This window comes from Alicyclobacillus suci (assembly GCF_017329615.1).
GTDB classification, from domain to species: Bacteria; Bacillota; Bacilli; order Alicyclobacillales; family Alicyclobacillaceae; genus Alicyclobacillus; species Alicyclobacillus suci.
This window is the reverse complement of the sequence record NZ_JAFMTW010000009.1, coordinates 15394-36822: the sequence shown is the minus strand read 5'-3', so window position 1 is coordinate 36822 and position 21429 is coordinate 15394. Positions and strand designations below refer to the sequence as shown.

Genomic DNA, 21429 nt, shown 5'->3' with positions numbered 1-21429 from the left:
ACCGAATCATGAAAGTCGGCGGAAAATTCCTGTGCCTGGACTGGGAACCAAAGGAGAGCCCAATGGGACCGCCAATGGAGGTGCGCATCGCTTCGAGGGAAATGGAAAAGGCATTGAGCGAAGTGGGATTTACGGTTAGGAAACGGTTGTTTCCGGCAGAATTCCTTTATGTGTTTGTCGCCGAAAAATTAGTGGTTTGAAGACGGAACGAATAAGAGTTCACTGGGCACATTCTTGTCCTGACACCCAGTCACGACGTACGTCGTTCCATGGGCAACGTGGCGGGCGGAGACTCCTACACATGTAGTTGTCTGCCGCCCTTTGTTCTGCCCTCCAAATTTGTCCTGCGAATCATCAAAAGTGTATCGAATCACGCTTCCGTCAGTCGACAAGTCAGCGAATATCGGATCACCCTCTGATGTATATCTTGTAATCTGAAGCGTGCCGGACTTGTGATGGTCAAGATCGTTTAGAAATCGTGTGAAGGTGGATAGATTCGAGATTTTCTCGCCAGGGCCAACAACCACGTCCCCCCGTCGAATTGCCTCCGATGGCGGATACGTTGTTGAGCTTCCTGACGGCGTGTAGGTTGTTGAACTGCCGCACCCTGCTGCCAGGACTGAAGCAACGAGTGCTGTTCCAATCAACAGTAAATGCCTCTGCACTCTAACGACCCCACCTTACCTACCGTCATCTCTCTCATAATTTGGACGCTGCGCACAGCGGAATTGTTACACCAAAAATGAAAGATCGTGAAGGCAAGAGTGGATTAGTACTTCTATCATTCCGACATGTCCTTCGGGTTATACGGATTCGAAACGCCTGCATATTGAAGCACTACATCCATGCCAGCCGATGCGTGATGTAAATCATGGCAATGGAACATCCAAAGTCCCGGATTATCCGCCTTAAAAGCGATGTCGTAGGTTTCCCCAGGAAGGACTTCCAGTGTGTCAAGGTACACTGTACTGCCTGTCAAAGGCTTGCCGTCACGGGTAAGAACTTGGAAGTCGTGTCCATGTAGGTGCATCGGATGGATGTAGCCGGTCTTGTTCTCAATATGAACTTTTACCGTGTCACCCGTGTTCACGACGAACGGTGGGACATTCGGAAACGCCTTGCCGTTGATGGTGTATTCCATACCATTCTTGCCCATCGCCACGCCAAGTGTCATGTTGAACGACTTGTCGAAGTGTTGATTCGGAGAGAATGTGGGTCGACCTGTTGCATTGCCGCTCCCGTAATTCGTGAAGTCAAACCATGGTTCGTTTTGTACATTTGGCATGTCGGACATGGAACCCATGTTGGAGGACATAGAGTCCCCAATCGTAGCCCGCAATTGCATTCGTTCTGTCGAATTCGGATCGCCACTTACCAACTGCACGATGCCGCTCTTTGGCATCGTAAACTCGATGTCGTACCGTTCTCCGGCGCCGATGGGGAGTAGCTCGTTATCAATTGGTGTCGGATTGGAAACATCTTGTCCGTCCATTGCCTCTACCTTGAAAGGCGCCCCAACCAATGTCATGAGATGCGTCATGTTACCTGCGTTGACTAAGCGCAAACGAACCGTTTGTCCTGGTTTTGCTTCCAGCATAGTTTGGCCGCTTGCCGTCTGATTGACAGTGTACGCATCATACATGTTCGACATTTCGTTCACGGCGGTGCGATCCGTGTCTGTCACTTGGAACCCGCTTGTACGAAGGCTAGGGGAGCTCATGTTCATGCTGCCCATGTCGTCCGTGCCGTTCATGTTCATACCATTCATGTTGCTCATATTTCCCATGCCGCTCATTCCATCGCTACTCGATGTGGAGGATGTGGACCATTCATGCAAAAGCAGGGTATAGTCCTTGTCGGGAGCTGGCGTGGTTTGGGTCTTGGGTAGAACAACGATTCCGCCGTACAGTCCTTCCCCAATTTCGGTTACGCTGTTCACGTGCGAATGATACCAGTATGTTCCTGGATTGTTCGCAACAAATTTGTACACGTAGGTTGCGCCTGGTGCAATGGGGTTCTGGGTTAGACCAGGTACACCGTCCTCAGCACCTGGTACATCGATTCCGTGCCAGTGAACAGTGATGGGTACACTGAGGTTATTGTGTACTGTGACTTCAACGAGATCGCCTTGCTTCACTGTCAGGAGTGGCCCTGGGGCAGTTCCATTAAAGGTCATGGCTTTCACAGTTTTTCCCGAGGCAAGTGTGACAGTTTTGGATTCGGCAGTTAGCGTAAAAGAGTCGACTGGTGTTGTTGCCAACGGGTGGCTTACGTAGTCGGACACCGGAATCAGGTTTCCGTTCTGTGCCGGCACCTTGGCGATTGCAGATACAGATTGGTGCTGAGACTTCCAACCATAGTAACCACCACCTATGCCAGCTATAAGCACGGCGATACCAGTGTATATGGCCCAGTTCTTGTTCTTCATGGAAATCACCCCTTTAATTTGTTAAGCATCTTTATCAGGTGAATACGAGGTCATTGACCGCAGACGGCTCGGCTATATTCTGGCGACACTGCTCGAACACTCGTAGTGTAACAGCCGATTTTGAAGACAGTATGAAGACACGAATCCTTCACATCCGAGATAATAGACAGAGTGATAACGTGAAGCGAGGTAGTAAACATGGCGAAGCAAACCATTCTGATTGCCGATGATGAACCGAAAATTGTAGAGATGCTTTCACTTTACTTGGAAAAAGCGGGATACGACGTTGTTTCAGTTTTCACAGGCAGCGATGCACTGCGAATGGTGGAGGAGATCCGACCGTCTCTCGTTGTTTTAGACTTGATGTTGCCAGACGTACCAGGGGAGGAAGTCTGTTCCATTTTGCGATCCAAGTCGTCTGTACCCATCTTAATGCTGACGGCGAAGCACAAGGATGAAGACCGACTTAGGGGCCTCTCTATTGGCGCCGATGATTACGTGACAAAGCCGTTTAATCCCAATGAAGTGGTTGCCCGAGTGGGGGCTATTTTACGTCGAACACTTGATGATCACCCGTTGGCCGACCGCATCATATACCGGGACGGGGATTTGATACTGGATGCAGTAAAACAGGTGGCGTATAAAAACGGGGTAAACGCCGATCTAACGACCACGGAGTATAAGTTGTTGGCTACCTTTGGGCGTTATCCCAAGCGTCTCTTTAGCCGGGAGGAATTGATTGAGCGAATATTTGGTATGGACTTTCGTGGCGATATCCGAACCATTGATGCGCACATCAAAAACCTGAGGGCGAAGATCGAGGATGACCCAAGACATCCTATTTACATCCAGACCATCTACGGAATGGGCTACCGGTTCGGAGGGTATGACGAATGAGTATCCGCAAAAAGATGTTGCTGACGTTTTTCACAAGTGTCTGCGGACTGCTCATTTTACTTGCCTTAATCCTTCAATATGAGGTCCATCGTCACTTTCTCATGGTGGTCTGTCCGCCGGTTAATACGGTATCGCATTCCTTGACGCAGCAAATTCAAACTCATTTTGAGCAGGCGCTCACCCAAAGCTTGCTGTGGACACTTGTAATTTTCGTAGCAGTGACTGCGGTGCTGGCAACCCTCATTTCTCGTGCGATGACTCACCGAATTTTGACTATGCAGAATCAGGCAGAGCGAATTGCCCGAGGGGATTGGTCAGCCACTGTCCCGGTTGAAGGGCGTGATGAGTTGGCATCCTTAGGGAACACATTGAACTATCTGTCGAGCCAGTTGGACAAACAGGAAAGGTTTCGCAAAAATCTGATGCAAGACATCGCACACGAGCTTCGGACACCGCTCACAACCTTACGTTCTCAAATCCAAGCGTTCTACGATGGGATTTGGGAACCGAGCCAGGAGCACTTCCAGAGCTGCCTGGAGGAAATCGAACGGTTCCAAACACTTGTTTCTTCAGTGGAGACGCTGTATGAGGTGGATGTGTCGTCTGAACCGATTTCACACCGGATCGATCTTTGCCAGGTTGTACAACCTGTTTCGCAACTGTTCGAAGCGAGGTGCCAACGAGCGGGGCTGAAATTGTCTTACATCGAAGCAGCGTCACCCGTGTGGGTGAAGACCGATCCGAACCATGTTTCGCAGATCACATGGAACTTACTCGATAATGCGGTCAAATTTACCCCGAACGGGGGAGGCATCACTGTAGTTGTGGGTTATGACAACGAAAGGGCATTTTTACGGGTGGAGGATACGGGCATTGGCATCCCGGAAGCCGAGCTTGACAACATCTTCGAGCGGTTTTATCGGGTGGAAAAGTCTCGGGATCGCAGGACGGGTGGAGGTGGTCTAGGGCTCGCCATAGTGAAACGCTTAGTTGAACTGTCACATGGAACTATCAATGTCAAAAGTACGGTCAACCAAGGTTCTACGTTTACGGTTTGGTGGCCCCACGAACCGGAACGATCGAATTCACATTGATGTTTGGTTATTCTAACCTCATTTGTCTGGTATGGCTTCGATCCGACGAAGCACATCGATGAACGCCAGAAACCGCATGTCTCGAATGTAGAACCCCGCCTTCGAAAGGTTATCCATCGTCCTGCGGTTGACGTTTGCCCCCGATATCCGGACTGTGAGGGGGTTGAGCAGATGAAGAAGCACCGCAATCGGAAGGTGATCGCTCAGCATGTGCTCAATCATCAGGAGGCGTCCACCGGGTTTAAGCACTCGACGGATTTCACGGAGTCCAGCAATTGGATCCGGGACGGAACAGAATACACAGGTCGACACAACAGTATCAAACGTATTGTCAGCGAAGTCTAGGTTCTGCACGTCCATTTGTAAGAGCCGCACAGGAGAGGCACATTCTTTGGCACGTTTCTCTGCGAACGACAGCATCCGGGGGCTGAAGTCGATGCCCGTAACGTTGACATTTGCTGGGTAAAATTTGAGATTGGCTCCAGTTCCGACCCCCACCTCGAGAACTTCGCCTTGTGCGTCTCCAATCAAGCTCTCTCGGTGTTTTTTATCGACCATTCGGTCCATCTTATCAAACAATGGAGCGATCCGGTCATATCGGTGACGAATTTTGTCTGTAATACTCATAGCAAATTCACCTCTGCTGTGCACGGCGGGATCTTCATGTGACGGCCCAGAGATGAATTAGAGATGGATCTCTCGATACCGGTCGGAAGGCTTATGGGAGGTTGACTCGTTTTGCATATCCCTGGCGATCCGGTCGTACTGTGCTTGCATGTCTTGAAGTTTCTCTCTTAAATCCGCCAGTTCTTCCTCCTTGGAGTGGAACTTACGTTTGGCATCACCGTGCATGGAATGTCCATCGTGTCCACCGTGCATTCCTTTCATCATGAGTACCATCATCAACGGGCAAGCGAGGAAAGCGACAATCGTTCCAATGGTTTGCAGCATGGGATATCCCTCCTCATCACTAGTGTTCGATATCGTTGTATCACGGAATTGTGAAGACAATACGAAGAACGGATGGTCATAAAGGTGAAAATATCGGGCGTTGACGGTGTTCTATTTGGGCGAGCAACGAAAGATGTACTGTTGACGGAGATTATATCACGAGGTCAGATTGAATACAGATCACATCCACTTATCAATGTGGGGAAGCGGATAGTCTACATATTCGACAACGGTAGCTAGTCCACTCCGCATATGCTGTAAATTGTGACAGTGAAAAAACCAGTTCCCTGGATTATTCGCCAAAAAATCGATGGTACAGCGTTCCATTGGCCGCAGGTTGACCACATCCTTCACCAATGGCCGTGAAAGTGGTTTTCCGTTGAAGCTCGTGATTTCGAACGGGTGCCCGTGCAGATGCATCGGATGTTCCATCATGCTCATATTCTGCATTTCGATGCGAACTCGATCCCCAGTTTTTACACGAAGAGGGGTTGTCTTCGGGTAGGAGGCCCCGTTTATGGTCCAGTTTGACCCCATCATCATGCCGCTGCTTAGGGTCAGTTGAAAGTGCTGATCTGCTTTCGGTAAAGAACCGGTCCCTCTCGAGAAATTGGAATACGACCACGAAGGTGCCGACGATGGGACTCCACTCACTGAACCATCCGTTGAAAAGGGAATTTGTATGGATTCTTGGCCGTTAATTTTCGACCGTAGAAACCACTTTCCTGATTGCGTCGGTGTAACTACGATGTCATACCGTTCAGCGGGAGCTATGTATAAGTCGCTTGCCGGAACGGCGTTGTCGAGCGGATTCCCGTCTGTATGAGTAACCATAAAGCTACCGGTATCCATGGTGAGCCAATAGGATTCGGAAGCGCTGGCATTGATGAGTCGTAGACGCAATTTTTCTCCGGCCCGAACGGTGATTGGTTGTACAGAGCTCGGAACACTTCCGTTGATCAAGTGAACCAATCCCTGGCTGGAGGACACCATATTTCCGCCCCCCATCATCATCTGGCCCATTCCGCCACTCGTTTGCATGCCATAGTCGAATCCAGGGTTGGTTTGGTATCCCCATGTCGAAAGGATGAGCGTCATTTCACGATCCGCTGGGTAAGGTTCCTTACCGCTCGCAGGTTCGATGACGAAGGCACCAAACAAGCCGTTCGGGATTTGATCCATCTCAAACACATGAGAGTGATACCACCGAGTTCCGGACGGTCCAGCGATGAATTCGTATGTAAACGACTTTCCGGGAGGGATAGGGTTCTCGGAGATTCCAGGCACGCCGTCCATCGGAGACGGGACATCAACGCCGTGCCAGTGCAGCGTAGTAGGTTGGTCCAGGTGATTGTTTAGGGTAATTCGAACCTTGTCGCCTTCACGAACACGGATTGTAGGACCAGGAAATTGACCGTTGATGAGATATCCGCTGAACCGACGGCCGTCCCCGAGGGAAACATTTCCCCTTGCAACATCAAACATAAAGGTCTTGGTGGAGCCGTTCCACGGGACGGTGGGTTTTTGAGGCAATACCAAAGGAGCCACTACGCCAGGCAAAAAAGTCCGAACAAGAGGGTAGCTCCCGATGCCAACCAAGGCGAGGCCACCCAGAGCCATGAGAAATTCACGTCGAGTGATCAATTTATCGTTTTCCATGTCAGCACCTTCTTCTGGATTATTATGCCACAAACTGCGATAAACTATAGGTAGGCTGAAGAGATTGGAGTGCAGAACATAATGATGAGCGGTATGGGAATGATGGGGTCGGGATTCATGGGCATTTATTGGATTTTATCGATGTTGGTCGTCATTGCCGGAGTCCTTCTCATCGCCTGGGCGGTCGTTCGTGTTGTAAGAAGGGCAAATGGCAGGCGAGATGATGGATTGTCGATGGATCCAGCAATCCGTGTGTTAAAAGAACGATACGCTCGTGGAGAAATCGATCGGGAGGAATACTTGCAACGTTTGCGGGACTTGCAGGATTGACTCGTAGCCTGCAAATGGATGTATGGGAGAGCCATGCCTCAGAGGAGAAGCGCCCTCATTTGCGTCTTTAAGCACCTTGTTTCCGGCCAATCCTCCATGCTAGCGGTACTCAATAGGTACACCGATAAGGGCGTGCCGTTCCAAGCGATAGTGTCCGTTTGGGCAAACTTTCACCGTACAGCAATAGGCACCGAACTTTTCGCACACTAACTCTTCATGGCATGTTGGGCATGTTTCCTGGAACCAGGAAATGATTTTGTTCCACATCACGGTTCATCTCCGCAAAAACAAGTTTGTTTACTTGGATATAGTATACCACGTCATCGGTTGATGGTCACTTGACAAGGTACATGGTCCCGACGATAATATACCCCGTGGGGTACATGAAAAGAGCTGAACAGGGGAATCGCTCTTCAAGCGGTTCCCTTCAAAAATCCACAAAATATACCCCTTGTAGTATATGGAGGAGGTTTTCTACAATGCTTATGTTGCACAAAAAAGTGGTGAACATTCATCCCTTGGATGTCCAAGGACGCCTTGAACGAGGCGATTCATTCACGATTGTGGATGTGCGGGAAAACGCCGAAGTCAAGGAAGGCACGATTCCAGGAGCAAAGCACATCCCGTTATCCAGATTTACGGAAAGATACCACGAAATCGATCCGCAAAAAGAAACCATCTTGGTTTGCCGGAGCGGGAACCGCAGCCATAAGGCGTGTGAGTTTCTGATGGAAATGGGGTATTCAAACGTCAAAAATATGCTCGGCGGCATGAGTGCCTGGAATGGAGAAGTGACAAGATAATTCCGTGTCAACGCAGTAACAATTTTCGCTAACAAACCAAGGGGGAAGACAAATATGACAAAGCGTGTAGCAATCATCGCATCGAACGGCGGATTGGAGACCGCTTATAAAGTGTTGAACATCGCAACAGCCGCAGCAGCAACCGATGCTGAGGTCGCTATCTTCTTTACTTTCGACGCACTCAGCATCATCCATAAGGATGCAGCAAACCTGTTGACCATGGGTGCGGGTAAGGAACATTACGTGGAAGGTTTTAAGAAGGCCAATGTGCCTTCTATCAGCGAACTTCTCGACATCGCCAAAGAAAGTGGTGTCAAGCTGATTGCTTGCCAGATGACCATGGATGTTGTGGGACTCACAAAAGAACACTTCATTGATGGCATCGAGGTGGGAGGCGCCGCTACGTTCCTGGACTTTGCTTATGACGCAGATGTTACAGTCACGTTCTAAGGCGGGGTTGAAACAGGAGCTCCGGCTGTCATTGATGACTGAAGGAGCGATGCATACATGACGTTCGAGTACATTGCCATTCTATTTTTAATCGGCTTTGTCGGTTCTTTCCTGTCTGGAATGCTTGGCATTGGGGGAGCCATCATTAACTATCCGTTGCTCTTGTATGTACCGGTCATGGTGGGGCTTCAAGGGTTTACTCCCCACCAAGTATCGGGTGTTGTTGCACTACAGGTCTTTTTCGCTACATTGGCTGGTGTACTTGCAGTTCGCAAGCAGAAACTGATTCATATTGGCCTTGTTGCCTACATGGGCACGGCAATCATCATTGGAAGCTTTCTTGGAGCGTACGGCGGAAAGTTCCTGTCCGGGAATATCATCAATGTGGTTTACGGGATACTTGCCGTAATTGCTGCTGTGATGATGTTCATTCCCCGTAGGGGAAGAGACGGAGTGACACTTGAAGAGGTACGCTTCAATAAGATCATTGCTACCGTATCAGCCTTTGTGGTGGGTATCGCTTCGGGAATTGTGGGTGCTGGTGGAGCGTTCATGCTCGTCCCAATCATGTTGACAGTGCTGAACATCCCCACCAGAATCACCATCGCAACATCACTAGCGATCACGTTTATATCCTCAATTGGGGCAACCGCAGGCAAGATCATGGCAGGGCACATCCCGTTTTGGCCGTCAGTCATTGTTGTGCTGGCGAGCCTTATTGCAGCACCGATTGGAACGGCAGTCAGCAAACGAGTAAACACCAAGGCCTTGCGGATCATCCTGTTGGTTATGATCATTGGCACCACCATTAAAATTTGGAGCGGGATTTTATAACGATTGGAGGCATCACATTGGTTGCACAGTCTGTAGACAAGACGCTTGACTGCAAAGGGCTCTCCTGCCCGATGCCGATTGTTCGAACAAAAAAGGCCATTGAAGAGATTCAACCAGGCCAGGTTCTGGAAGTCCTTGCAACGGACCCAGGGTCTGTGGCTGATGTGAAAAGCTGGGCCAACCGCACAGGACACCAGTTAATTGGAACGACCCAGGAAGGCGACGTGTTCAAGCATTACATTCGTAAAGCCGATCCGAATGAACAGAAACCAGAAGCCAAGCATCCACACGTAGTATCCAATGAGGAATTGCTACAAAAACTGGAGAAAGAGCCGGTCATACTGGATGTTCGGGAGCCGATGGAATACGCATTCGGACATATTCCCGGAGCGAAATCCGTTCCCTTGGGGCAGCTTGAAGAAACTCTGAGAGAGCTCCAGCACTTAACCAATCAAGAAGTGTATGTGGTATGCCGCTCTGGGCACCGCAGCGACGCAGCCTGTCAAATCCTGACCCGAAAAGGATTCTCAAACGTAAAAAACGTCGTACCCGGTATGTCTGGGTGGTCTGGACCTTTAGAGAAAATTACGAAATGAGGTGCAATGAAAGAGATGGCTGATTCAATCACTATAGAGCAACTTCACCAAAAAATGAATCAGGACGACTCGGTGTTTATCCTGGATGTGCGAAATCCTGAGGATTACAGCGAGTGGAAAATCGAAGGTCATAACGTACAGTCGATGAACATTCCGTACTTCGACTTCCTTGATGAAGATGAAACGGTGTATAAGGACTTGCCGAAAGACACAGAGATTGTAGTGGTCTGTGCCAAGGGCGGATCGTCCGAAATGGTGGCCGACATACTTGAGGAGAAGGGATACAAAGTACGGTCTCTCAAAGAGGGTATGGCCGGATGGAGCCAGTTGTACGTTCCAGTAACAATTGCTGTCGATGAGAAGGTGAAATTGGTTCAATTCAATCGACTCGCCAAAGGTTGTCTTTCGTACATGGTGGTTTCGGAAGGTTCTGCTTTAGTGGTCGATCCGGGACGTAAGATCGACGAATACATCGATTTTGCCAAACAGGAAAATGTGAAGATTGCCCACGTCATGGACACTCACTTGCATGCAGATCACATTTCTGGTGGTATCGACCTCGCAAAGCAAACAGGAGCCACATATTACATTTCATCAGGAGAAATGCAGGGTTCCGACCAGCCCTTTGAACCCTTGGAGAAACACAGTCACATTCAGTTTGGGGCCGTGGATGTTGAGATTCTGGCGATGCCTACGCCGGGACATACTCCTGGGAGTACATCGTTCCTTGTTAATCGTAAGTTCCTACTGTCTGGAGACACGATTTTTGTCGGCGGACTTGGCAGACCGGACTTAGGTGGCAAAGCCAAAGAATGGGCGCAATCCCTATACGATACCGTGTTCAAGAAAGTCGCAGATTTGCCGGATGACGTATTGGTATTGCCGACCCACTACGCTGATATCAAGGAAATCAATGAAAACGGGTATGTTGGTGCAACCCTTGGTGACATTCGACGCAGCAACGAGATTATGCGGACAACAGATATGGAGAAATTTACGGAACAAGTCGTCAGTGCGGTTGGAGAAACGCCGCCGAACTATGAACGGATCGTTGGCATTAACCGGGGTACGGAGCATGTGACGGATCAAGAGGCCATGGAACTTGAAATTGGGCCAAACCGGTGTGCCGTTCATCACCAATAATCTAAGGAGGGAATTTTCGTGCAAGCAGATGTCATTATCGATGCAAAGGGACTGAGCTGTCCGATGCCGATTGTAAAAGCTAAGAAAGCCATGGAAGGCTTGCAACCAGGTCAGATTATGCAATTGGAATCGACGGACAAAGGTTCCGTGAATGATTTTCAAAGTTGGGTAAAACGGACGAACAACGAACTGCTTAAAGTGGAAGAAGACAATGACGTATTCCGGTTCTTTGTAAAGAAGAGTTGACTGACATGAGTTGAAGTCTGACTGTACACGAGGCATGCGGAGTCACTGTAAAATACCGTTTGTCCTCGTGGCTTGCTTTATAGAATCTCTATCTTTGCGGAAGAAGAGGAGTGAGATGAAATGAATACCCTGTGGATCATGGTGGCGGTGGCTGTCATTGTCTATATGGTCTACCGGATGATTCCAGCAAAAGGGGTCAAATCGATCGAAACCGATGAATTGAAAGAACTCCTCAAAGACAAGAAAAACAGCCATCAGTTCATTGATGTCCGGGAGGCGGCTGAGTATCGAGCCGGGCACGTCCCCGGCTTTAAGAACATATCTCTGAGTCAGATTCACAAGCGGATGAATGACATCACGCAGGACAAACCGGTTGTGTTGATGTGTCGCAGCGGAAATCGGAGTATGCAAGCGGCCCGCATTCTGAAGAAAAACGGGTACAACGACATCATAAATGTGGCAGGTGGAATGATGCGTTGGAAAGGTTCTGTAGAGCGATAGACACGTGGGCCATACGGTGAGTGCATACTTGCATACGGGGCGTGGTATATCATCTTGACACTCCGCACGCATAAAGGCGTGGGATTCTCCAGTGATTGAAAGGTGTACATTTCTGTCACCAAGCTCCCAGCGCCTCAAGTGCGCTGGCTACCTGGAGTTCTTGACTCATGCCATGTGCATACAGCGTGAGTACGGGGGTGTGTCATCACCCCATCCAAACGGATTATCCTAAGCGACTCGCTTGGAGGTCGTCCGATTGGTAGCGCTCCTTTTACCAGAGCGCTTGGTGGCTATTCCTGAGATGTCTTTTGCAATATTCATGGCTGCATTCGCATCGGCATGTCGCTTGTCGCCGCAAACTTTGCAGCAGAAGTCGATGCCTTGACGACTTCCAATAGCTTTGTGCCCATGACGGCAAGTTTGACTCGTGTATCGTGCATTCACATACTCTACTCGGATTCCGACAAGGTGAGCTTTGTACTCAATCATTTGCTGGAGCTGATAAAACGCCCATTTGTGCAAATACGTTCGCTGTTTCTTATGGCGGTGGTCAGCAGTCTTGCGAATGCTCGTCAAATTCTCCATGCGGATTATACCAACACCGTTGGCGATAGCATGATTGACGATCTGACGGCTGATCTTGTGATTGAAATCTCGTATCCAGCGCTGTTCCTTGTGGCCCAGCTTACGGATGGCATCCAGCTTCTTGGCTTTGCCGAGCCGTCGGCGAAGACTCGCATAACGGCGCCGAATAAAGGCAGCCTGGTTGCCTTTGAAGAAAAACGTCTTCGTACCGACCGCAGCGACTGCCAGGAAGCGTAGCCCAACATCGATGCCCATCACACGTTTGCTAAGGGCAGGAATTTCAATCTCCTTTGTGACCGACAACAGGAGATACCACCGTCCATGCTGGTAGACGAGTTTTGCGGAACCCTGTTTCAAAATACCTGCGAGCAGTTGTTCCAGCCACTTCAGTTGGTAATCCTTTACGACGAGGGGTACACCGATACGTTTGTCGAGCGTCGGAAAGGAGGCCGTGTACAAGTTGCCGACCTTCTCAATGCGCAGACTTTGGTTATTGAATTCGCACCAAAGTTTGCGAAACTGGCGTGCTTGTTGATGCCGATGTTTTGAAGCAACGTATCGAATAGTCTGATTCACAATCACGGCTGGCAACCGATGCTCGGAGAACAGGAAATACACCTTGGATGTTGCGTTTTCGAATTCGGGGTGTTGAAGCAACCAGTTTGCAAACGCCGTATTGCGACTTGTCATTTCAAGATACACTTGCTGCTTCGCTTTTGTCGGCTTCAAGAGTTCCAGTTTCAAGGTTATAGTCTGTTGCAAATGAGGTCACCTCCTTTCGGCGACCTCCAGCTTCTTAAATCTTTCTTGGATAGATCAAGTTACGTTAAACAGGAAAAACCGCCTTTCATGCCTAAAGGCATAGACTTTACGGCATGATCCTGTAAGGGGGCGACGAGCATGCAATACAATGACCAAATGAAGCACCGGCTGCGCCGTATCGAGGGACAAGTCCGGGGAGTGCTTCAAATGATGGAGCAGGAAAAAGAATGTAGGGATGTAGTAACGCAACTGTCTGCGATTCGCTCTGCCGTAGACCGAGTGATCATGTACGTCATTGGTGAGAATATGGAGCAGTGTATCCGTCACGAGATTGAAAATGGCCGATCTGCTGATGGAGTGTTAAAAGAAGCGATTGACCTTTTGATGAAAAGCCGATAGGAGGATGCAAAAATGGCTACGACAAATGTTACAGACGCAAATTTTGATCAAGTGCTGCAAGGGGATAAACCCGTTTTGGTGGATTTTTGGGCTGCTTGGTGTGGGCCTTGTAAGATGATGGCTCCGGTGCTTGAAGAGCTGTCGAATGAGACAAAGGGCAAACTTACCGTGGCGAAATTGAATGTTGACGAAAACCCGACGACTGCATCGAAATATGGCATCATGAGCATCCCGACCATGATTGTGTTCAAGAATGGCAAGCCCGTTAAGCAATTGGTCGGTTATATGCCCAAGGGACAGCTCTTGAGCCAATTGACGGATGTCATGTGAACAGAGGAGGAGGAACGAAAATGGAGTTTCACTATTCGGTTGTTACGGAAAAAAGCGTGGATGAAGCCGTGAAGTCTCTTGAGGAGTCTTTGAAAGCAAATAAATTCGGTGTGCTATGGCAATTGGATCTTCCGGCTAAGTTGCATGAAAAGGGCGTCGAATTGGACATGCAGTACCGAGTGCTGGAGGTCTGCAACCCTCATGAAGCAAAGCGTGTGTTGACCCAAAATCCCCTGGTGGGATACTTCCTTCCCTGCAAGGTGGTTGTGTATGAATCTGAGGGGCAAACGCACATCGGCTTACCCAAACCCACAGCGTTGATGAATGTTTTGGGTGACCAAGCACTGCTCGATATCGCCCAAGGGGTAGAAGCGACGCTCAAAAAAGCCATAGACGAGGCAAAATAAGACTGCGGAGGGCGCCAGATGGGACACAGATTTGATCCGAAGCATGTCGAGAAGCTGGACAATCCAGAGCGCCGCAAGATGTTGCCACCGGACGACATCTTACGGCTGTTGGATGTCCATGAGGACCACACCGTCGCAGACATCGGGTGTGGTCCGGGTTACTTTGCGATACCGCTCGCTCGCCTCACAAGGGCAACCGTCTATGGTCTGGATGTTTCACCCGAAATGTTGGGCCTCTTGAGGGACAAAGCTAAGCACGAGGGAATCACAAATCTGTCCCTTGTGGAAAGTCATGCTGAACGGATCAAGCTACCCGATGACAGTGTAGATCGTATCATTTGTTCGCTAGTGCTTCACGAAGTAGATGATATAAGACAAGCACTTTCTGAATTTAAGCGCATCCTGCGTGACGGCGGGAAGATACTGCTCATCGAGTGGGAACAGAAGCCGATGGACATGGGGCCGCCGTTAGGGGAGCGGTTGGACTCCGAGGTTTTGTTACGTGAAGTCGAAACGCAAGGATTCCACGGTGAGATTTCTCGGCCGAATCCGAACCAATATATCATTCTGGCGTACTGAGGAAAAATATAGGAAGAGGTTGGGAGGCGGAGTAGTGACGGCACAGAAAGTAATCATTATAGGGACTGGACCAGCCGGTTACACGGCTGCCATTTATACAAGCAGAGCCAATCTGAATCCAGTTGTCATTGAAGGGAATCAGCCCGGAGGCCAGCTAACCACGACAACGGAAGTCGAAAACTTTCCCGGCTTTCCGGATGGAATCATGGGGCCCGAGCTGATGGACAACATGCGAAAACAAGCTGAACGTTTCGGCGCAACGTTTGTGAGTGGTTCGGTGACCTCTGTGGATTTGAATCAGCGCCCCTTTCGAGTGGTAATGGACGATTCGAAAGAGTATCTCACCGAGTCGATCATTATATCAACAGGCGCTTCTGCAAAGATGCTGGGCACCCCTGGAGAAAAAGAAATGGTGGGTCGTGGAGTATCCACTTGTGCCACCTGTGACGGTTTTTTCTTTCGGGGTAAATCCATCCTCGTTATAGGCGGTGGCGATTCGGCCATGGAGGAAGCGACCTTTTTGACGAAATTTGCTTCCGAGGTCACGATTGTACATCGCCGCAATGAGCTTCGTGCATCCAAGGTCATGCAAGAACGGGCACGACAAAACCCAAAAATCAAATGGATCTTAAACGTGACACCTGTTCGAGTGGTTTCGGATGCGTCAAAGGTAAATGGCCTTGTCGTGAAGGATAATCAATCGGGTGAAGAGAGAACCGTCTCCACAGATGGAATTTTTGTCGCCATTGGACATACACCGAATACCGGCTTTCTTGGGAATCAAGTTGAGATTGATGATCGGGGATACATCGTTACCAAGGATCAATCCACCGCTACAAGCGTCGAAGGTGTGTTCGCTTGTGGAGATGTGGTGGACTCTCACTATCGACAGGCCATTACGGCTGCCGGGAGCGGCTGTAAAGCGGCCATGGATGTCGAGAAGTTTCTTGAGGGCAGCATGTTTCATGATTGGTTGCTTCAGACGACAACTTGAAATTTCTACAAGAAGTGTATTCGCAACATTGAAGGATCCAGAAATCATGCCGAGATGTATCGAAAGTCCGGTGTAACTCAGTATTCGATGGATCCAGGCAACAGAAGACCAGGATGTGGGAAACGAACTGTTCGTTCGGCAAGTTCTCCGTCCTGGCGGTTATAACATCTACATCGTACGGGACAAGGGGGATGCCGATTACGGGCCAGGTTTCCGCTGAGAGCGGAGACCTGTACGAAGTAGGTGTATGAATTTGAAGAATGCATCCTCCCTCGCAAGGCGACTCTACCAAGTCACTTTAGAAAAAGTGTAGGGAGGAGGCCACTACACACGGAAGAGGATAAGGACATAGAAAACGAAACGGTTTAGTGATTGAGGAAAGCAATCTTTTTAAGGAGATATCACTAGGTTAATCGTGGCAGCAGCCACAGCCGCATGCATCTTCTTTTCCTCGTGCTTCTTGTACGGCTTCCCAGCCTTCCTTAACCACGAAGTACACCAGCGCCAACGCTGCGATTGAATCGATCCACCACCAACCGAGAAAAGCGGTCAAAATTACGCCTGCAAGAACCGTCCAAGCCATATAGGCACAGACGATACTGCATGATCCATCTGCCCGCAGAGCCTTGCTGCCGATTTCAGAACCGATCCGTTTCTTTGCTCGTGACAAATAGGACATGATGACTCCTGAAGCAATCGCCAGTCCAATCCCCAGGTAGGTCGATTCTGCACCTTGGTGTGTCCAGAGCTTATCAACGGAAGCGACGACGATGTAGACCGCCAATAAGAGCAAAGCAATTCCGACGACCCAGGACGAGATTTCCTCTGCCCGTTTCACTCGTTCGAGGCTCGCCCCGTTCGCCTCGATGGTAAGTCTCCATAATAAGACCGCCCCTGCAACCAGTTCGATGATGCTATCTGCACCAAACGCAACCAACGACAGAGAATGAGCAATTACACCTGAACCGATAGCTACAGCCGCTTCGATGACCATCCATACAATGGACACCAATTCGATATTAACGCCTTTTCTGACTGCGACAGCTTGTGACGACATAGCGAATCCTCCTTATGTTTTCAGTGCTTGTGGTCATGGATTCCATCGTTGTTACAGAGCAATGATGGGTCATGCAGATGAGTTGGGTCTTCGGTTTGAATAGTCACATGACCAATCCCTAAATGCACTAGCTCGTGTTCTACGTCACGCAAGAGATGTTGTGTTTCTTCGACGGTCAATTTCCCATCGACCACAACATGGCAAGAGAGTGCGTTTCGTCCGCTCGTAATCGTCCAAACGTGCAGGTCATGCACATGTTGAATCCCACTCACCGACGTGATGGCATCAACAACTTTTGAAATCTCGATTCCCACAGGAGTGCCTTCCATCAAAACACTGACTGTTTGTTTCACAATTTTCCAAGCACCTAAGGCGATGAGTAAAGCGATGAGCACGCTTAGAATCGGGTCAATGACATACCAATGGGTAAATGTGATGATAACCCCGCCCACAATAACTCCAGCCGAAGCGGCAGCGTCCCCAAGCATATGCAATACAGCACTTTTGACGTTGATGTTTTCTTCATGACGCATCCCTAAACCAAGGTACAGATTCATAGCAAGTCCGACGCCTGCACTGACAAACATCCAGGTTGGTGTGACATGTTCGGGATGCTGAAAGCGACTGAACGCCTCCCATAGAATCCAAAGGGTTATCAAAATCAGAGTAATCCCGTTTATGAAAGCCGCTAAAATACCCGCACGATAATACCCAAAGGTCATGCCTTCACTTGCGGGCTTCTCCGATTGCTTCATGGCGTACCATGAAAGTCCAATCGCACCTATGTCAGTCAACACATGTCCTGCGTCAGACAACAATGCCAAACTGTGCGAAAGCCAACCGCCCAACAATTCAACAATCAGAATGATTAGAGTCAGGAAAAACGCCAGTCGCATCCTTCCTGCTGGTGCATGGGAGTGAAACACAGCACCATGATTGTGGTTGTGGTTGTGGTTGTGGTTGTGACTGTGTTCGTTCATTGTTCTACTCCTTAACAGTGCGATAATTAACGCAATCAGCTATACGCTGTGCATTCTCCGTCAGTATATCGTCTGCAACACTCAGAAGCCGTTCAATATTATCGTCAGCTATTCGATAGTAAACATGCCGCCACTCTTGACGACTTACCACCAAACCACAGTCTTTCAGGCACGCCAGGTGTCCGGACACGTTGCTTTGTGTGAGCCCAGTTTCGTCGACCAATGTACTGACGGTTTTTTCCCCTTCACGCAACGCCAACAACAACGCCAACCGAGAAGCATCAGCTAGACCACGGAAAAACTTAGCCCGCAGCGCCAATGCATCATCTGACATAACCATATACGGCACCTCGAATCTCTGTATAGCAATATGACAATATGATACCATATGACGGGGAGATTCAAACAGTATGGTTTGACCTTGGTGATTACGCCGACCGCTTCGTAAGTTCAAGTGTCGAATCTACCTGCCTGCTTGAAATAGTGTGAGTATGGAGTGGCTACGTGACTTGGAGATAGGCAGGTGAGTATGTTGTCCTAGTCGGATATCGGACGAACGAGTACAAACGGATTGGAACTGGCTAAGAGCATTGTTGCTGACAACACCGAGCACATTAGTTCTTAAACAGAATGTAAGAGGAGGAATACCCTATGCGTGTGCAACTCAGAATTCACGGAATGACCTGCACCGACTGCGAAAAACACATCCGCAAAGCGCTGAATAGCGTGGGGGCTGAAAATATTTCCGCAAGCTTTCGTCGTGGCGAGGCCACATTTGAGGTGGATGAACAGTCGGGCATTGAATCAGCAAAGCGAGCCGTTGCTGAGATCGGTTATGAGCCTGGAGACCCAGAGATTTTGATTCGATCGGAAGGGAATTACGAACCTCTCACGGCGGGCAACTATGAGTACGACCTGCTCATCATTGGGTCTGGCGGCTCAGCATTCTCGGCAGCAATCCAAGCTGTTTCCTACGGTGCGAAGGTAGGCATGATCGAACGAGGCACCATCGGTGGAACTTGCGTCAATATTGGTTGCGTGCCTTCGAAAACACTTCTCCGTGCCGGGGACCTCAACCACCTGGCAGGAAATAATCCGTTTTTCGGGCTGAACACATCCTCTGGTCCGGTGGATTTGAAGTTGCTGGTCGCCCAGAAGAACGAGCTTGTGGGAGATATGCGCCAACAAATATGTTGACCTCATCGATGCCTACGGTTTTGAACTCATCCGTGGACAGGCCCGATTTGTGAAGGAAGACATCGTTGAAGTGAATGAGCGTCAGATCACCGCACGCAACTTTCTCATTTCAACAGGGGCATCGCCGTCGGTTCCAAATATTCCGGGCATCAAAGATGTGGAGTATTTGACCAGCACCACGGCTCTTGAGCTTGAGGAAGTGCCCAAACGCCTGGCTGTCATCGGTTCCGGATACATAGCAATGGAGTTGGGACAACTCTTTAATAACCTTGGCGCTGAAGTGACACTCATGCAGCGCAGTGAGCGGGTGCTCAAACACTATGATCCCGAGATTTCAGAAGCCGTCACGCAGGCTTTAACCGAACATGGGATTGAATTCATTACAGGTGCCACGTTCAATCGAGTCGAACAGGACGGTGCCATCAAGCGAGTCCATATTACGGTGAATGGACAGGAACAGGTTATTGAGGCTGAACAGCTTCTCGTTGCCACGGGACGCAGCCCAAACACTGAAGCACTGAACCTGGAGGCCGCAAATGTTAAAGTCGGAGACCGAGGCGAAGTGGTGGTTGACGAATATCTGAGGACGACGAATCCTCGGATCTATGCCGCAGGCGACGTGACGATGGGACCGCAATTCGTATATGTGGCGGCTTATGAGGGGGCGATTGTGGCAAAGAATGCACTAGCAGGCAGTGAAGAAAAGGTCGATTTGACGGTAGTTCCTGGTGTGACATTCACGAACCCAGCCATTGCGACGGTCGGAGTTACGGAGGAGCAGGCGCAGTCCAGTGGGTATGAGGTCCTGACTTCCGTGGTTCCGCTTGATGCCGTACCACGAGCATTGGTCAATCGGGAAACCACGGGTGTGTTCAAGTTGGTGGCAGATGCGAAAAGCAGAAAGATTATCGGTGCGCATGTGGTTTCTGAGAATGCAGGGGATGTAATCTACTCTGCTGTATTGGCGGTGAAATTCGGATTGACTATCGAGGATCTGCGGTCGACGCTTGCGCCGTACCTAACCATGGCGGAAGGGCTAAAATTGGCGGCACTGACATTCGACAAGGGCGTTTCAAAGCTTTCGTGTTGTGCGGGTTGAATTCTTGCGTGAAATCCATGGTACTTTGAAAGATGCATCGCAAATGATGACTAAGGAGCGGAAGTCATGGAGTCTATCAAATATAACGATCCAGTAGCCTTGTCGTTCGTACGGGCCGTCCAAACGGGTGACGTGGATTCGTTGCGTCGTCTCCTAGAAGAATTTCCTGAATTGGCCTCAAAAAGAGCCGTAGACAACAAAGGGGGTTCTCGTACTACTTTGCACGTGGTTACAGATTGGCCCGGATACTTCCCGAACGGCCCCGTAATTGTAAAGATGCTGATTGACGCCGGAGCAGATCCAAATGCCCCAGCTACTGGGGGAACCTTTTCGGAGACCCCATTGCATTGGGTGGCCAGCAGTGACGATGTGGATGTTGCCGCTGCGTTGATCGATGGGGGAGCCGACATTGAAGTGCGGGGAGGCTCAATCGGCGGTGGCACTCCCTTGGACAATGCAGTAGGTTATGGATGTTGGAACGTCGCTCGACTACTAGTACAGCGGGGCGCCCGTGTTGAGAGGCTTTGGCACGCATCTGCTCTTGGGATGTTGTCTCGTGTAGAGGAACTTATCGCTTCCAATCCGTCACCCACGGCTGATGAAATTACCGCCGCTTTCTGGCAAGCGTGCCACGGAGGTCAACGCCGGGTGGCTGAATACCTTCTCAACAAAGGCGCCGACATCAACGGGGTCCCCGATTACTCGGACCAGACGCCGCTCGACATAGCACTAACGGGTAGGTTGTTGTTTATCCCAAGTACCACAAAAAAAGCGTCTCAGAAATCAAAGCTCGAGACGCTTTACATGAAAATTTAGCAATTGCTTTGCCCTAACAGAACGAGTCCCGAACCCGCTTCTGTACTTTGAAAATCGAGGGTAACGCCTTGCGTATGGGGAACCACACGGTTTTCGATGGCAACTTTAATGTCATTGATGATTTCAACGATATCGTCCTCGTGAGGTTCATCGAGAGACAAACCAAGTTTCGGCCCACAACAGCCTGCACCGGCAAATATCACACGAATGTTTTCTGACTGATGTTCCTTCAGCAATTTATCAACAAACGCTTTTCCTGCATTTGTAATTTCCACCAAACAACCCTCCTACA

At 49.6% G+C, this 21429-nt stretch carries 27 protein-coding genes and 1 pseudogene; 18 read left to right on the top strand and 10 right to left on the bottom strand.

Annotated elements, in window-relative coordinates; translation table 11 throughout:
- The first annotated feature begins 62 nt into the window (after positions 1 to 62).
- Positions 63 to 200 carry a hypothetical protein gene (locus J3482_RS20865; protein ID WP_236017970.1) on the top strand — a complete coding sequence of 46 codons (138 nt, stop codon included), beginning with the start codon at positions 63 to 65 and terminating at the stop codon, positions 198 to 200.
- Here J3482_RS20865 and J3482_RS21790 read toward each other — a convergent pair.
- Positions 189 to 527 (bottom strand): DUF4362 domain-containing protein, encoded by a 339-nt coding sequence (locus J3482_RS21790; protein ID WP_369123462.1) that lies wholly within the window; start codon positions 525 to 527, stop codon positions 189 to 191. The genes J3482_RS20865 and J3482_RS21790 overlap by 12 nt on opposite strands.
- A 254-nt stretch (positions 528 to 781) precedes the next feature.
- Complete coding sequence (locus tag J3482_RS06710; RefSeq protein ID WP_206915807.1) at positions 782 to 2428, bottom strand: multicopper oxidase family protein; 1647 nt, start codon at positions 2426 to 2428, stop codon at positions 782 to 784.
- 198 nt (positions 2429 to 2626) lie between these two features.
- Between J3482_RS06710 and J3482_RS06705 the strand changes: the two genes are divergently transcribed.
- Together J3482_RS06705 and J3482_RS06700 are read left to right on the top strand one after the other, a co-directional pair.
- Positions 2627 to 3325 carry a response regulator gene (locus J3482_RS06705; RefSeq protein WP_206915806.1) on the top strand — a complete coding sequence of 233 codons (699 nt, stop codon included), beginning with the start codon at positions 2627 to 2629 and terminating at the stop codon, positions 3323 to 3325.
- On the top strand, positions 3322 to 4419 hold the full coding sequence (locus J3482_RS06700) for a sensor histidine kinase (RefSeq protein WP_206915805.1): 1098 nt from the start codon (positions 3322 to 3324) through the stop codon (positions 4417 to 4419). Before J3482_RS06705 ends, J3482_RS06700 begins: the two co-directional genes overlap by 4 nt.
- An 18-nt stretch (positions 4420 to 4437) precedes the next feature.
- On the opposite strand, the gene J3482_RS06695 is transcribed toward J3482_RS06700, so the two are convergent.
- The 3 genes from J3482_RS06695 to J3482_RS06685 all read right to left on the bottom strand — a co-directional run bounded on the left by J3482_RS06695 (position 4438) and on the right by J3482_RS06685 (position 7029).
- On the bottom strand, positions 4438 to 5046 hold the full coding sequence (locus J3482_RS06695) for a class I SAM-dependent methyltransferase (protein WP_206915804.1): 609 nt from the start codon (positions 5044 to 5046) through the stop codon (positions 4438 to 4440).
- Positions 5047 to 5103: 57 nt separating this feature from the next.
- Positions 5104 to 5370 (bottom strand): DUF2933 domain-containing protein, encoded by a 267-nt coding sequence (locus J3482_RS06690; RefSeq protein ID WP_206915803.1) that lies wholly within the window; start codon positions 5368 to 5370, stop codon positions 5104 to 5106.
- Positions 5371 to 5550: 180 nt separating this feature from the next.
- A complete protein-coding gene (locus J3482_RS06685) occupies positions 5551 to 7029 on the bottom strand; it encodes a multicopper oxidase family protein (protein WP_206915801.1) in 1479 nt (492 codons plus the stop codon).
- Between the two features lie 69 nt (positions 7030 to 7098).
- Between J3482_RS06685 and J3482_RS06680 the strand changes: the two genes are divergently transcribed.
- The 8 genes from J3482_RS06680 (at position 7099) to J3482_RS06645 (ending at position 11932) form a co-directional block, all read left to right on the top strand.
- The gene (locus tag J3482_RS06680) at positions 7099 to 7359 is read left to right on the top strand and encodes an SHOCT domain-containing protein (RefSeq protein ID WP_328702667.1); all 261 of its coding nucleotides are present in this window, start codon (positions 7099 to 7101) and stop codon (positions 7357 to 7359) included.
- 479 nt (positions 7360 to 7838) lie between these two features.
- Positions 7839 to 8162, top strand: coding sequence for a rhodanese-like domain-containing protein (locus J3482_RS06675; protein WP_236017969.1), 324 nt, complete (start codon positions 7839 to 7841; stop codon positions 8160 to 8162).
- A gap of 54 nt (positions 8163 to 8216) precedes the next feature.
- Complete coding sequence (locus J3482_RS06670; RefSeq protein ID WP_206915798.1) at positions 8217 to 8612, top strand: DsrE/DsrF/DrsH-like family protein; 396 nt, start codon at positions 8217 to 8219, stop codon at positions 8610 to 8612.
- Positions 8613 to 8669: 57 nt separating this feature from the next.
- Positions 8670 to 9446, top strand: coding sequence for a sulfite exporter TauE/SafE family protein (locus J3482_RS06665; RefSeq protein ID WP_206915796.1), 777 nt, complete (start codon positions 8670 to 8672; stop codon positions 9444 to 9446).
- 17 nt (positions 9447 to 9463) lie between these two features.
- The gene (locus J3482_RS06660) at positions 9464 to 10042 is read left to right on the top strand and encodes a sulfurtransferase TusA family protein (protein WP_268884392.1); all 579 of its coding nucleotides are present in this window, start codon (positions 9464 to 9466) and stop codon (positions 10040 to 10042) included.
- Positions 10043 to 10057: 15 nt separating this feature from the next.
- Positions 10058 to 11185 carry an MBL fold metallo-hydrolase gene (locus J3482_RS06655; protein ID WP_206915794.1) on the top strand — a complete coding sequence of 376 codons (1128 nt, stop codon included), beginning with the start codon at positions 10058 to 10060 and terminating at the stop codon, positions 11183 to 11185.
- 18 nt (positions 11186 to 11203) lie between these two features.
- The gene (locus J3482_RS06650) at positions 11204 to 11431 is read left to right on the top strand and encodes a sulfurtransferase TusA family protein (RefSeq protein ID WP_206915792.1); all 228 of its coding nucleotides are present in this window, start codon (positions 11204 to 11206) and stop codon (positions 11429 to 11431) included.
- A gap of 120 nt (positions 11432 to 11551) precedes the next feature.
- Positions 11552 to 11932 (top strand): rhodanese-like domain-containing protein, encoded by a 381-nt coding sequence (locus J3482_RS06645; RefSeq protein ID WP_206915788.1) that lies wholly within the window; start codon positions 11552 to 11554, stop codon positions 11930 to 11932.
- Between the two features lie 228 nt (positions 11933 to 12160).
- Here the strand turns inward: J3482_RS06645 and J3482_RS06640 are convergent, their stop codons facing one another.
- A complete protein-coding gene (locus tag J3482_RS06640; RefSeq protein WP_206915786.1) occupies positions 12161 to 13279 on the bottom strand; it encodes an RNA-guided endonuclease TnpB family protein in 1119 nt (372 codons plus the stop codon).
- A gap of 138 nt (positions 13280 to 13417) precedes the next feature.
- On the opposite strand from J3482_RS06640, the gene J3482_RS06635 reads away from it, so the two are divergent.
- The 5 genes from J3482_RS06635 to trxB are packed head-to-tail and all read left to right on the top strand — an operon-like array spanning position 13418 to position 15988.
- The gene (locus J3482_RS06635; RefSeq protein ID WP_206915785.1) at positions 13418 to 13678 is read left to right on the top strand and encodes a metal-sensitive transcriptional regulator; all 261 of its coding nucleotides are present in this window, start codon (positions 13418 to 13420) and stop codon (positions 13676 to 13678) included.
- A 12-nt stretch (positions 13679 to 13690) separates the two neighbouring features.
- The gene (gene trxA / locus J3482_RS06630; protein WP_206915784.1) at positions 13691 to 14008 is read left to right on the top strand and encodes a thioredoxin; all 318 of its coding nucleotides are present in this window, start codon (positions 13691 to 13693) and stop codon (positions 14006 to 14008) included.
- 20 nt (positions 14009 to 14028) lie between these two features.
- On the top strand, positions 14029 to 14415 hold the full coding sequence (locus J3482_RS06625) for a DUF302 domain-containing protein (RefSeq protein WP_206915783.1): 387 nt from the start codon (positions 14029 to 14031) through the stop codon (positions 14413 to 14415).
- Positions 14416 to 14433: 18 nt separating this feature from the next.
- Positions 14434 to 14994, top strand: a complete 561-nt coding sequence (locus J3482_RS06620; RefSeq protein ID WP_206915782.1) for a class I SAM-dependent methyltransferase — start codon at positions 14434 to 14436, stop codon at positions 14992 to 14994.
- A gap of 34 nt (positions 14995 to 15028) precedes the next feature.
- Positions 15029 to 15988 (top strand): thioredoxin-disulfide reductase, encoded by a 960-nt coding sequence (gene trxB, locus J3482_RS06615; protein ID WP_206915781.1) that lies wholly within the window; start codon positions 15029 to 15031, stop codon positions 15986 to 15988.
- Between the two features lie 409 nt (positions 15989 to 16397).
- On the opposite strand, the gene J3482_RS06610 is transcribed toward trxB, so the two are convergent.
- The 3 genes from J3482_RS06610 to J3482_RS06600 are packed head-to-tail and all read right to left on the bottom strand — an operon-like array spanning position 16398 to position 18365.
- A complete protein-coding gene (locus tag J3482_RS06610; RefSeq protein ID WP_206915780.1) occupies positions 16398 to 17045 on the bottom strand; it encodes a cation diffusion facilitator family transporter in 648 nt (215 codons plus the stop codon).
- Between the two features lie 20 nt (positions 17046 to 17065).
- Positions 17066 to 18025, bottom strand: coding sequence for a cation diffusion facilitator family transporter (locus tag J3482_RS06605; protein WP_236017968.1), 960 nt, complete (start codon positions 18023 to 18025; stop codon positions 17066 to 17068).
- Between the two features lie 4 nt (positions 18026 to 18029).
- Positions 18030 to 18365, bottom strand: coding sequence for an ArsR/SmtB family transcription factor (locus tag J3482_RS06600; RefSeq protein ID WP_206915778.1), 336 nt, complete (start codon positions 18363 to 18365; stop codon positions 18030 to 18032).
- Positions 18366 to 18676: 311 nt separating this feature from the next.
- On the opposite strand from J3482_RS06600, the pseudogene merA reads away from it, so the two are divergent.
- Positions 18677 to 20321 (top strand): annotated as a pseudogene (gene merA / locus J3482_RS06595) (mercury(II) reductase).
- Between the two features lie 66 nt (positions 20322 to 20387).
- Positions 20388 to 21137, top strand: coding sequence for an ankyrin repeat domain-containing protein (locus J3482_RS06590; RefSeq protein WP_206915776.1), 750 nt, complete (start codon positions 20388 to 20390; stop codon positions 21135 to 21137).
- Here J3482_RS06590 and J3482_RS06585 read toward each other — a convergent pair.
- Positions 21134 to 21412, bottom strand: a complete 279-nt coding sequence (locus tag J3482_RS06585) for an adhesin (protein WP_206915774.1) — start codon at positions 21410 to 21412, stop codon at positions 21134 to 21136. The genes J3482_RS06590 and J3482_RS06585 overlap by 4 nt on opposite strands.
- Between the last annotated feature and the right edge of the window lie 17 nt (positions 21413 to 21429).